We start from the raw sequence: 12,437 nt of genomic DNA, 5'->3' as shown, positions 1-12,437 counted from the left end.
TTTGAGGCTAAGAATTAGTACAAAAGCGCAACTTCCAAAAGACCGAATGCATCTCACGGGTAGAAAAAACCTAACCGCCATGAGAAGAGCATTGTTGATATTCATAGTACTTCTGCTTACCGGATGTGATCATGTGCCATCAGATAATCCGCGATACGCCCTCCGGCAGAAAGTGTTGTTTCAATTCGAATATGTGAATTATGCCTGGGGCTACCAGCATCACGGATGGCTGATTGACTCATCAGGGGACCTTCATTGCTACAACTTACCCGACAACTGGAACTTTCCTGATTCCACCGGAACGATTTCTGCTACCGATATGGAGCAGAATCTGCAGAATACGGACAGCATTTGTTACCAAATAGACCCGGAAATCCTAAAAGCCAAATTTTCGTTATTGCCTTTAGCAGCCAATGGCCCAATTAGCACTCCGGTTACCGAAATGTACGATGCCGGTAGTGCAGTTTACGTGGGTTACATGCTCAACCGCTCTACCAACCGGTACGAACGCGTCCTTCTTCAACAAATCGGTGATATCCGGATTGACAACCAGTCGCAGCAAGCGCAGGAGCTCTACGAGTGGCTTCAGTCGGTTAACCAGGAAATCAGTAAATGATGTTTCCTCGATTCACCCTACTGATTGGAATATTTATTGGTATGCCCTGTTTTCTCAAAAACATTTGAGATATTGCCCACACCAAATGTGACTTTAAAAAAGAGGAAAGTCATTAATTGGTCTCAATTAGATCAATTTTCTCAATAAAAGAAATATGGAGTTTTTCAGAATAATTAAAGTAAAAACAACGGAACACCTCATTCAAAAGCACATACAATTAAGCAACCTCGAAAAGATTAGCAATGAACTATTTGCGATTGATAATCCCGAAGGTGATAAATTGAAAATCGGTGGAATATGGGGAGAATTCTCATTGAGTATAAGCCAAATAAAGGGTGGAGTTCGATTTGCTCTGTTAGAGTGTCCTAATGCACTGTGCTGGACCATTACAACAGGATACCCACCCGACCGGGATTCAATAGTTATACATTTAACCGTCAATCGTCAACGAAAACAGCCCGAATTCATTGATGAAATTAACGAGTTTTTAAATGATCATAGTTTTTCATTGGAAAAATTTTTTTCAGAATTACAGGAATGAATAAAATGAAGTGGGCGGGGTGTAGCTTGCGCTTTCAGGCAAACTGAAAATGATTATCTTTATTTGAACATAAGTATTTAATCACTCTCCTTTTCAGGAAACGTATGAAACAAAAAGTATCCCTGGTCTTGTCGGGTGGTGGAGCCCGTGGAATCGCTCACATTGGCGTTATAGAAGAGCTCGAAAAACAAGGATTTGAAATCAGCTCCATTGCCGGAACTTCGATGGGGGCATTGGTAGGTGGCGTTTATGCCCTGGGCAAAATGGAGGAGTACAAAGAATGGCTGTACACGCTCGACAAATTCAAGGTTTTCAATCTGGTCGATTTTACCCTCAGCTCGCAGGGACTCATCAAAGGCGACAAGGTACTGAACAAGATGAAGGAATTCATTCCTGATGCCAAAATTGAGGAACTGAGCATCCACTATGCCGCTATTGCGGCTGATATTCTGAATAAGAAAGAAGTCGTTTTCCGGAAAGGAAGTGTATTTGAAGCGATACGAGCATCCATGGCCATTCCAACTGTTTTCACGCCTGTAAAAACAAAAAACGGTTTGCTGGTCGATGGGGGCATTATCAATAATATTCCGCTCAATCACGTTAAACGGGAAAAAGACGATCTCCTGATTGCCGTCAATGTAAACGCCGATGTTCCGGTAGACAAACCTGCCGTTTCGAAAAAAGAAGAGAAGAACAACCGGTCGGTTTACCAGGAAAAAATAAAGGAATTTTACCAACAGTTGCATCTTTCGTCATCAGACAACAAAGAAGAGAAGCTGGGATATTTCGACCTCATCAACAAAACCATTGCGATGATGACCTACCACATCGGGCAAACCAACCTGGAGAATCATCCGCCGGATATCTTGATGGAAATATCACACGAATCTTGCAGCACGTTTGATTTTTACCGGGCAAAAGAGTTGGTCAGTATGGGCCGGCATGCCGCACAAAAAAGCCTGAAAAAGTACGAAGGAGAAACTATCGGTTCACAGGCAGAGCATTAAAAAATCACTTAACTTTGCGGTTTTAAAACTTGAATATAAAAAGACTGACCAATGAGTGACCAAAATAAATTACGGTGGCAGATTGTTCTCATTATTGTAATGGCTCTTTTTGCCATCTGGAATCTGTACACCATTTTCATGAAACCAAACGTGTTACGGCACTACGGCTGGCTGGGTATTTCCGTTGCCATCATTGCAGGCACTTTTGTGATGAGAAAAGAAATTAAAAAACGGATGAACCAGGAAAAATAAACCGGAAGTCATGCAATGTGCTGATGGCTTCCGGCTCTCTTATTTCGTGTGGCTAAATTTCCTTATTCCGATTCAATTTCCCGCAGCAATTCCACGGCTGCATCGCGCAAAGGTTTCTGTCGCTTTCGCCAGATAAGTACACCAATACCGGCTCCAATAATGATAGCTCCCAGGTAAACAGCCTGGTAAATCAACACGCGGTCCAGGTAATCTACATCTTTGAAATGATTCAAAGAAAGAAAGACATACCCAACGTCGATTAAAAGGACGGGAATCAAGATGTATAATTTCTGAGGACGTAACAACTTGTACCGTTTGATGGCCTTTCTTAACATCTCGGTAGTAGGCAACGAATAATCGACCGCTTTGTACTCCTTGTAATAATGCCTCATGATCAATCCAATCAGCAAAAAAGCCAGCACATAAATGAAACCACCCACCCGATCACTCCAAATCAGGTCTTTATCAGGATTCACCACCAGCAACCCAAAGTAAACCGGTATCATAATCCACATGAGCCACTGGAAGTTCCGCATGATTCGTTCGTTGCGCCGATCTTCTTTCTGCAAACCGGGAATCAATCCATTGATATCCAGTAAATGATTGTTTTTGTCGCTATTATTTTTTGTATTCATGACAGGTCTCAATTTTAACATGTAACACTCTTTTTTCTGCCCTTTCCGACAGCGTTTCCAACATCATGCATCACAAACAAGCTTCTCTTTCAGCTGATTCTTAATCCGGTGGATTTTCACTTTCACGTTCGGCTCGGTAATACCAATCACGCTGGCAATTTCCTTCATTGTCAATCCTTCCAGCAAAAGCGAAATCAAAGCTTTGTCGATAATCGAAAGCTGGTTGAGCTCTACCTGCAGCTGTTCGAACAAAGCTTCCTGCTCCAGCTTACCTTCCAGTTCACTGTGATCGTACAGGATATTCATTGCCGAACTGTCGGTGTTGATCATCAATTTAGATTGTCGGTACGATTTTCCACTGAAGCTGATGGCCGTATTAACGGCGATGCGGTAAATCCAGGTATTGATCGACGATTCGCCACGAAACTTGTCGAGGCTTTTCCAGATGTTGACCAATATCTCCTGGTACAAATCCTTTTGCCCTTCGGCATTGGAATGGTAGTACCGGCAGATTCGCACCAACCGCTCTTCGTTCCCGGCAATCAAATCTTTAAAGTGTTCCTCTTTGGTGTGCATGAATGTTGGTTTTGCTTATTTAGTCAGGAGCCGACAAAATTGGTTACAAATTTGTTTTATAGTAATTACTCCAATCATCTAAAGGATATTTTTCAAAAAAAGCGATCAAATATATCGAAATGTTTTATTTAATCTGACGGAACAGATTTCCCCTTACTCCTTCATTTTCCGAAACTTATAGATATCCGAATAAAAAGTCTTAAATTTAATAGACAAGAAACCAGATCTTTTGCCTGACACGCATAGCAAGTTGCGAGTAGTTCGTTGAAAAAGTAGGGAAAACAAAGTTTATCGGAGAAGTACAAAGATAAAAAAACAGGGGTATGCCAATTTACATGGACCGACACGATGTTTCAGAAACAGTCACAGCAGAACACGTAGCACAATTACACCAGCAAGATTTAAAGATACAGGACAACTACAATTGCCGGGGGCTCACCTACTGGTTCGACGAAAGAAGAAAAACTGCCTTCTGCCTGATCGAGGCTCCAAACAAACAGGCTCTCAAAGACATGCATCACAATGCCCATGGGAATGTACCTCACATTGTTACTGAAGTCGATGTGGACCTGGTGGAATCATTTCTGGGAAGAATCGAAGACCCGCAAAATACAAGGAATACTGAACTAAATATCATTGACGATCCTGCTTTCAGAACCATTATGGTTGCTAAACTCAAGGTGTCTTCCCTGAAATTAAGTGAATTGATCAGACTGAATAAATCATTAGCAGAATACAACAAGAAAATTCCGGAAGTATTTGAAGAGTTCAATGGAAGTATTGTAAGGCATTACCATAATGGCTTTTTGGTCTCTTTTAAATCTGTCACCGATGCGGTTCAGTCTGCAATAGAAAACCAGGCTATTTTCAAAAAGCTGATCTGTAAACAAAACCCGTGTCATGTAAAACTGAAAATCGGACTCTGCGCAGGCTCTCCAATTACAGAGAAAAAAGAGCTCTTTGAGGAAACTGTCCAATCTGCTGAACGAATGACTGATACTTCCAAAGCTGACATAGTAGTTTCATCGGAAGTAAAGGATTTATATGTACGTGAAAATTCCAACCACTTTGTTAAGAACAAGCAAGTAGAAACCATCTCGCCTTCCGACGAACATTTCATTAACGAGCTGATCGACTTCGCTGAAAAGGAGTCTGGAAATACGCAATTAAAAGTTAATGACTTCAATCTGCATCTGGGCTTTAGTAAATCTCAGCTGTACCGCAAGATGATGGAGCTGATGGGAATTTCGCCCAATAATTTCCTGCTTTCATATCGTCTAAACAAAGCTTTAAGATTATTCAATAAAAAGTCCGGGAATATTTCCGAAATAGCATATGAAACAGGCTTTAACAGTCCCTCCTATTTCTCCAAATGCTTTAAAAAGAGATTCGGTATTTTGCCTTCCGATTACATACAAACCACTGATAAACCGTTTTCGTCTCCCCTGAAGATTTCCTGAACCAAAATTACCAGCATAAAAACCAAAATTACCAGTATTTAAGACATTCTTGTCTTAAATTGCTTATGCAACAGATAATAAACTCATTAACGACAGTTTATCTGTTACAGGATCTCACATATCAATATTATAAAAAGAGTAAATCTATCTAATCAATAATAATCTAAAGTCTTTGCATATGAAAAACGGTGACAACACAAAAGGCAATGGTCAACCAACACTCTTTGAACGGTTGGGAAAGACCGAGGGAATCGCATCCATCGTAGATGATGTAATTGAAACCCACATGAATAATCCGGTTGTTCGGAAACGTTTCTTGCCTTTGAAAGAGCAACCCGAACATTTGGCACTTATCCGGCAACACACCATCGATTTCTTTAGTGCCGGAAGTGGTGGACAAGCTCAATATTCCGGTAAAGAAATGCCCGCTGCTCATAAGGGCATGAATATTCGACCTGAGGAATATATGGAGGTAGTAGATGATATTATGCTTATCCTCGACAAACATCAAATTGATGAAGGTTCGAAAAAGGATGTACTGGCAATTTTGTGGTCTCTAAAGGGCATGATTGTCGCTCAATAATCAGCTTCTGCATTTAACCGCAAAAAACAGAAACAATGACAGCTACAATTAAAGATATAGAACCCACTATAATTGAGGAGTTAGCTTCACAAATCAGTGGAACATTGGTCCTTCCTCAAGATGAAAATTACGAAGAGGCTCGAAAAGTTTACAACGGAATGATCGATAAACATCCCGGGCTGATTGTCAACTGTGTGGATGCTGCCGATGTAATTCATTGTGTGAATTTTGGCAGAGAAAACAATGTTTTGATTGCAGTCAGAGGTGGTGGACATAACGGCGGAGGTCTGGGATCATGCGACGACGGCCTGGTCATTGATTTATCTGGCATCAAGTATGTTCGCGTAAATACCGCGGACAAAACAGTCAGAGTTGGCGGAGGTAACATTTTGAGAGAACTTGATCATGCAACGCATGCTTTTGGATTAGCCGTTCCCGGCGGAATGGTTTCTACAACCGGAGTCGGAGGCCTGACTTTGGGTGGCGGCGTTGGTTATTTGTCCCGAAAATACGGATTGACAATCGACAGTTTACTGGAAGCTGACATGGTATTGGCCGACGGATCGTTTGTTACCGTAAATAAAGACCAACATCCTGATCTATTCTGGGCCATTCGTGGAGGTGGAGGAAACTTTGGAGTTGTGACTTCGTTTAAATTCCAGGCACATCCGGTAAAAACGGTTTACGGCGGACCAACACTCTGGCCTATTGAAAAAACAGAGGAGATTATGAAATGGTACGATAAATTCATTCAAAACGCACCTGACGATTTAAATGGTTTCATCGCAACATTGGTCATTCCGGGAGCACCATTCCCTGAGTTTTTACATAACAAACATTTCTGTGGAATTATATGGTGCTATACAGGCAATTTGGATAAAGCGGAAGAAGCATTTAAACCTGTCTTGGAACATGCTCCCATATTCGAGCACCTGGGTGCCATGCCATTTCCCGCATTACAATCGATGTTTGATGGCTTAATGCCACCCGGTTTGCAATGGTATTGGAAAGCTGATTTCTTCAATGAACTGGATTCAAAAGCCATTGCTAAACATATGGAATTCGGTAAGGCCATACCGACGCCGCTTTCTCAGATGCACCTGTATCCAATTAGCGGAGCAGCGAGCCGGGTCGGTAAAGACGAAACTCCATGGGCTTATCGGGATGCAAAATATGCAGGCGTTATCGTAGGTATTGATCCAGACCCGGCAAATGCTGAAAAGATTACCAACTGGTGCAAGGACTACTGGGAAGCAGTTCATCCTTTCTCCTCCGGTGGTGCCTATCTAAACTTTATAATGAACGAAGGGCAAGGCAGGATAAAGACAAGCTACAAACACAACTATGACCGATTGGTTAAAATCAAAAGCAAATACGATCCGAACAATCTTTTCAGAGTCAATCAAAACATCGCGCCAAACGGCCATTGAAATCTGAGTTAATGCAGTTGTTATTTATACCCAATAGAAATAGAGAAAAGTAAAATACACAGGCAAAACTTTATCCCGATCAACTTGTTTTCTACGCAGCAAACATAAGTTTGGGCTAATTCAATTTTAAGCATTCTTAAAGAAAGAGTCTCGGCCAGATTTAGTAAGTTTGCAGAACTCCTTTAATTTAAACAGTTAACAGGGGTGACAATAATACATTGATAATTAAATAATCTGCCGGTGTTTTTTTTCGGAGTCTTATCGAACACATTGCCTTATCTTTTCCTCGTCGTACTTTACGTCGTAGGATTGGGATCGTGGTTGTTGGGTAAACCGAATGTGGAAGAAAACACAGTAGATTCAATCGCGGCAAACACGATTAACATTGCAGAAGAAAGCGATGTAACTTCCGGGGATACCGTTCATCTTTTCAGTGACATTGCAGGCATTCATTTCGATCAAGCAGAAATGCAAGCATCTGACGAAAAGTCCTACACCGCTGGAATTGTGCATAAAATAGTAGACGCACCTACTCAGTTTCCGGAGCATCATCTCACTTTCCGCTTATTCTCCCGGCCTCCGCCAATCTTTGGCTAAATCATCCCAAAGCTCTTCCTACGTGAAGAAAGTAATTGCTTGAATTATAATTGACCGACAGGACAGTTCGCCATATTCCTGATAATCTGTATTTTTGTATGGCAGTTGTCCACAAAGCAGCAACAAATGATTGGCCTTTTAGGTATCAGCCATAAGACGGCATCCCTGGACATCAGGGGACAATATACATTCCTGACAGAGGAAATTCAGCCTTTTTACGAAGAGGTGCAGCAAGCGACTGACATCACCGACATGGTGGTTCTGTCGACCTGTAACCGGACGGAAATTTATTTTTCACAGAGTAAATACCCGTCAAAAAAAGCTTTTGAACTCATCTTAGCGCAAGTCAACCAGTTTAAAAAACCGGAAAATTCACACGCCGAATATTTCTACCGGAAAAAAGACGAAGATGTTGCCCGGCATCTGTTCGAGGTTATTGCTGGTTTTGATTCCATGGTGATTGGTGAAGATCAGATTATTGGACAGGTGAAAGACGCTTACCTGCACTGCACCAAAGCCAACATGACCGACGCCGTGTTGATGCGGCTTTTCCAGAAATCATTCGAAGCAGGCAAACGCGTACGTACCGAGACTGCCATCAAAGTAGGTGCAACTTCGGTGAGTGCCGCAGCAGTCGAAGTTTGCAACAACCTGGTCGACGACCTTTCGCAAAAGAAAGTACTGCTCATCGGTGCCGGCGACACAGCCGGAATTGCACTGCAAAGCCTTGTAAAAAAAGGCGTAACCGATTTTTCGGTCAGCAACCGCACCCTCGAAAAAGCCGAACACCTGGCAAAGCGCTACAACGGCAGTACCATTCCTTTTGAACACTATCCCAATCATTTGGCATCGCACGATATCGTCATGGTAGTTACCTCATCGCCCGAATATCTCATCGACAAAGAAATGGTGACTAACGTGCATAAAGAGCCAAATGGACATCAACAGATCTTCATCGATTTGTCGGTGCCCCGGAATGTGGAAGAAAGCGTGGGAACTTTGCCCGGAGTGCAACTGTTTGGCGTCGATGACCTGAAGCAGAACATTGCCGAAAATACCGAAAAGCGTTTGGTAGCAGTTGAGAGTGCCCGTCCCATCATCGATGAGGTGGTTGCCGAGTTCTGTGACTGGTACGCCAGCCGTTCGCTGCGTCCGGCCATCAAGGCTATCAAAGCCAATTTGCAGCGGGTCAACCAGGAAGAGCTGAGTGGTTACAAGAAGATTGATTCGGAAGATGTGCAACGTCAGGTGGATGAATACACCAATCATCTCACGCAGCGTTATGCCCGCATTCTCATCAAGAATCTGAAAGAGATTACAGACAACGGCCGCGACGCCGAATCACTGCGCATCATCAACGAACTATTCAAGGTAAACGAATAATCCCATTCCGGCCCGACCGGAATCAATCTGCTGAAAGCTCTTATTTTATGAAAAATAAAACTGTCAGGATAGGAACACGCGGAAGTCAGCTTGCGTTGTATCAGGCGAATGCCGTAAAGGAAGCGCTCGAATCGACTTATCCGGACCTGCCCGTCGAAATCAAAATCATTCATACCAAAGGAGATAAAATACTGGACGTCGCCCTTTCCAAAATTGGTGACAAGGGATTGTTTACCAAGGAAATTGAAATGGCCATGGTCGCCGGCGATGTTGATTTAGCTGTTCACAGTTTGAAAGACCTCCCTACCACCCTTCCGGAAGGATTGAAACTGGCTGCAGTGCTCGAACGCGCCGAATACCGCGACGCACTGGTCAGCCGCGAAGGGAAAAAGCTGAATGAACTCACGACCGAAGATATTCTGGCAACATCGAGCCTGCGTCGCCGGGCTTCGCTCCTGCGACATAATCCCAATTTTCAAATCAACGATATTCGCGGCAACGTTAACACCCGCCTTCGCAAGATGGAGGAAGGTTATTGCGACGTGATGATTATGGCCGCTGCCGGTTTGCAGCGCATCGGCCTCGACGATTACATCACCGAAATTCTGGAGCCCGACCAGCTGATGCCGCCACCATCGCAGGGTATCATAGCCATCGAAACCAAGGAAGACGATACATATATCAACGAACTAATGGCCGGCATCAACCACGAAGAAACATGGTTGGCCGGAACAGCCGAACGCGCTTTTCTGCGCACCCTCGAAGGCGGTTGTCAAGTACCCATTGGTTGCTATACCCGCCGCGAAAACGGACAAATGACCATTACGGGTTTTGTGTCGTCCGTCGACGGGGCGGAATACCTGGAGGATTCCCTTACGGGAGATGAAAGAGACGGTGAGCAACTCGGTGTCCAACTGGCTACAACGCTGCTGGAGAGAGGCGGAAAAACCATTTTGCAGAATATTCGTCCGGTAGAATAGCAGAAAGAAGGAAACATGAGTCATAGCCAATTGCAACATAAGGTATTTATCTCCACCCGGCCCAAAGGCAAGTCGGAGGACCTGAAGCGATGGTTCGCCGCAGAAGGCGCCACGTTATTGGAACTCCCGATGATCGAAATCCAACCGGTTCCGCTAAGCGGAAAGATGAACAATACGCTGGAGCACCTGGACGAATTCGATTGGTTGGTATTCACCAGTCCCAACGGCATTCGCTGCTTTTTTGAACAGCTAAAAACCGTTCAGGGCAACTATTCCCTGCCGGGAAAAATGAAGATTGCCACGGTCGGAAAGAAAACAGCGAGCAAGTTGACACCATACAGCCACTCTGCCCGGTTCGTCAATCACGGACAAACCGGCGATGAATTTTCGGAAGAGTTGTATGAGCAAGTTTCGGAAGGCGAAAAAGTGTTGCTGTCGGTTGGTAACTTAGCCCGTCACCTCATCGAAGAGAAACTTGCCGGCAAAGCAAAGGTTGAGCGGATGGAAGTGTACCAAACCGTGATGCCGGAAGTAATGAACGGCGATATTCTGCGACGTATTGAAGCAGACGATTATGAACTGATCATCTTCACCAGTCCGTCGGGCATCGATAACTTCAGGCAACTGACAAAAAATACGGTGGCATCTTCCGCTTTGCGGCTTGCCTGCATTGGGTATACCACCGCCAAAGCGGCAAAAAAGCACGGAATCGAACCCGTTGTGGTCGCTTCCATGAGTAATTCAGAAGGATTAATGGCCGCCATTGCCGGTCATTACAACATAGCATTTAACGAATAACATAAAAAATCAATTATTATGGCATTTCCTACCACTCGTCTGCGCCGTCTGCGCAAAACACCGGTTCTGAGGAACCTGGTTCGTGAAACCGTTTTAACCCGCGACGACCTCATCATGCCGCTTTTCGTTTGTCCGGGTACCAATGTCCGCAACCCCATCCAATCGATGCCGGGGAACTACCAGCTATCCGTCGATCAGTTGGTGGAAGAGTGCAAGCGCCTGTATGGTATCGGTATCCAGGCAGTTCTCCTTTTCGGGATACCCGAACACAAGGACGAAACCGGTTTGGTAGCCTGCGAGCACAACGGTATTGTACAGCAAGCCACCCGCGCCCTGAAAAAAGCCGTTCCGGACTTGTACATCATTGCTGATATTTGCAACTGCGAATACACGACGCACGGTCACTGCGGAACAGTTGTCGATGGCGACGTAGACAACGATCTTACGCTGGTTACACTGGCCAAACAATGTGTTTCGCTGGCCAACGAAGGCGTGGACATGGTCGCACCAAGCGATATGATGGACGGCCGCGTAGGCGCCATCCGCCAGGAGCTCGATGAAAACGGTTTCCATAACCTGCCCATCATGGCTTACTCGGCCAAGTATGCGTCGGCATTTTACGGACCGTTCCGCGATGCCGCCGAAAGTGCGCCGCAGTTTGGCGACCGCCAGACCTACCAGATGGACCCGGCCAATGCCAACGAAGCCCTGCGCGAAGTAGCGCTGGATATCGAAGAAGGCGCCGACATCGTGATGGTGAAACCGGCGTTGAGTTACCTCGACGTCATTCAGCGCGTGAAAACCAATTTCAACATGCCCATCGCTGCCTACAACGTGAGTGGCGAATTCTCGATGGTAAAAGCAGCAGCCGCCAATGGCTGGATTGATGAAAAACGTATCGTACGCGAAATTCTGACTTCGATTAAACGCGCCGGTTCCGACATCATCATCACCTACCACTCGCAGGATATTGTAAAAGATTTGTAAGACAAGTCAAAGATTAGATAGTCTGGCTCCCGGGTTGTAAAAGCCCGGGAGTTTTTTTCACCTTTTCCAAAGTTTAGAACTTTGGAAAAGATACTCTTCCCGACCAATTACCCCAGGCTTCAGCCAAATTGTTCTCGCTTAAATCCTCCCCCTTTTATTCCCCCTCCAAAGGGGGACAGTTCGCCAACCCACTGCAGGATTAAATGGTTTAGCTCAGAATATTGCTCCGGTGTTCTTACCGAAAAATACCAATACTGTTGTTTAAAAGCGCTGCAATTCGCAACCTGTCCTCCGCTGGAGGAGGTGGCTGACAGGCCAGAGGAGGATTTTTCATAGTTTAAATTTTTCATGCCCGGTTGAAAGCTGACTGGTAATCAATCCTCCCCCTTTTATTTCCCCGGCAAAGGGGGACAGTTCGCCAACCCACTGCAGGATTAAATAGTTCAAAATAGTGCTCCGGTATTCTTGCAGAAAAACACCGATACTGTTGTTCAAAAGTGCTATGATTCGCAACATGTCCTCCGCTGGAGGAGGTGGCCGAAGGCCGGAGGAGGATTTATGCAATTTCCGATATCGGCAAAGGTCGGTTTTC

The 12,437-nt window shown here is 44.6% G+C and carries 14 protein-coding genes; 12 read left to right on the top strand and 2 right to left on the bottom strand.

What is annotated here, in order from left to right:
• Positions 1-79 precede the first annotated feature (79 nt).
• The 4 genes from AC060N_RS06850 to AC060N_RS06835 all read left to right on the top strand — a co-directional run bounded on the left by AC060N_RS06850 (position 80) and on the right by AC060N_RS06835 (position 2,416).
• Complete coding sequence (locus AC060N_RS06850) at positions 80-616, top strand: hypothetical protein (RefSeq protein WP_479526432.1); 537 nt, start codon at positions 80-82, stop codon at positions 614-616.
• 154 nt (positions 617-770) lie between these two features.
• On the top strand, positions 771-1,157 hold the full coding sequence (locus tag AC060N_RS06845; protein WP_106541960.1) for a hypothetical protein: 387 nt from the start codon (positions 771-773) through the stop codon (positions 1,155-1,157).
• Positions 1,158-1,261: 104 nt separating this feature from the next.
• On the top strand, positions 1,262-2,164 hold the full coding sequence (locus tag AC060N_RS06840) for a patatin-like phospholipase family protein (RefSeq protein WP_479526431.1): 903 nt from the start codon (positions 1,262-1,264) through the stop codon (positions 2,162-2,164).
• A gap of 51 nt (positions 2,165-2,215) precedes the next feature.
• Positions 2,216-2,416, top strand: coding sequence for a hypothetical protein (locus AC060N_RS06835; protein ID WP_106541962.1), 201 nt, complete (start codon positions 2,216-2,218; stop codon positions 2,414-2,416).
• Positions 2,417-2,478: 62 nt separating this feature from the next.
• Here the strand turns inward: AC060N_RS06835 and AC060N_RS06830 are convergent, their stop codons facing one another.
• Both AC060N_RS06830 and AC060N_RS06825 read right to left on the bottom strand, forming a co-directional pair.
• The gene (locus AC060N_RS06830; RefSeq protein ID WP_146141993.1) at positions 2,479-3,051 is read right to left on the bottom strand and encodes a hypothetical protein; all 573 of its coding nucleotides are present in this window, start codon (positions 3,049-3,051) and stop codon (positions 2,479-2,481) included.
• Between the two features lie 63 nt (positions 3,052-3,114).
• Positions 3,115-3,627 carry an RNA polymerase sigma factor gene (locus AC060N_RS06825; protein WP_479526430.1) on the bottom strand — a complete coding sequence of 171 codons (513 nt, stop codon included), beginning with the start codon at positions 3,625-3,627 and terminating at the stop codon, positions 3,115-3,117.
• 323 nt (positions 3,628-3,950) lie between these two features.
• Between AC060N_RS06825 and AC060N_RS06820 the strand changes: the two genes are divergently transcribed.
• The 8 genes from AC060N_RS06820 to hemB all read left to right on the top strand — a co-directional run bounded on the left by AC060N_RS06820 (position 3,951) and on the right by hemB (position 11,845).
• The gene (locus tag AC060N_RS06820) at positions 3,951-5,087 is read left to right on the top strand and encodes a nickel-binding protein (protein WP_479526429.1); all 1,137 of its coding nucleotides are present in this window, start codon (positions 3,951-3,953) and stop codon (positions 5,085-5,087) included.
• Positions 5,088-5,265: 178 nt separating this feature from the next.
• Entirely contained in the window at positions 5,266-5,670 is a 405-nt protein-coding gene (locus AC060N_RS06815) for a group I truncated hemoglobin (protein WP_479526428.1), read from the top strand.
• Between the two features lie 35 nt (positions 5,671-5,705).
• A complete protein-coding gene (locus AC060N_RS06810; RefSeq protein WP_479526427.1) occupies positions 5,706-7,100 on the top strand; it encodes an FAD-binding oxidoreductase in 1,395 nt (464 codons plus the stop codon).
• A gap of 240 nt (positions 7,101-7,340) precedes the next feature.
• Positions 7,341-7,697 (top strand): hypothetical protein, encoded by a 357-nt coding sequence (locus AC060N_RS06805; RefSeq protein ID WP_479526426.1) that lies wholly within the window; start codon positions 7,341-7,343, stop codon positions 7,695-7,697.
• 126 nt (positions 7,698-7,823) lie between these two features.
• Entirely contained in the window at positions 7,824-9,080 is a 1,257-nt protein-coding gene (gene hemA / locus AC060N_RS06800; RefSeq protein WP_479526425.1) for a glutamyl-tRNA reductase, read from the top strand.
• A 47-nt stretch (positions 9,081-9,127) separates the two neighbouring features.
• The gene (gene hemC, locus AC060N_RS06795; RefSeq protein WP_479526424.1) at positions 9,128-10,060 is read left to right on the top strand and encodes a hydroxymethylbilane synthase; all 933 of its coding nucleotides are present in this window, start codon (positions 9,128-9,130) and stop codon (positions 10,058-10,060) included.
• A gap of 15 nt (positions 10,061-10,075) precedes the next feature.
• Positions 10,076-10,858, top strand: coding sequence for a uroporphyrinogen-III synthase (locus AC060N_RS06790; RefSeq protein WP_479526423.1), 783 nt, complete (start codon positions 10,076-10,078; stop codon positions 10,856-10,858).
• 18 nt (positions 10,859-10,876) lie between these two features.
• On the top strand, positions 10,877-11,845 hold the full coding sequence (gene hemB / locus AC060N_RS06785; RefSeq protein WP_479526422.1) for a porphobilinogen synthase: 969 nt from the start codon (positions 10,877-10,879) through the stop codon (positions 11,843-11,845).
• Positions 11,846-12,437 lie beyond the last annotated feature (592 nt).

The sequence above is a fragment of the Prolixibacter sp. DSM 2831 genome, assembly GCF_056493735.1.
This window is presented reverse-complemented; position numbering and strand designations above follow the sequence as displayed.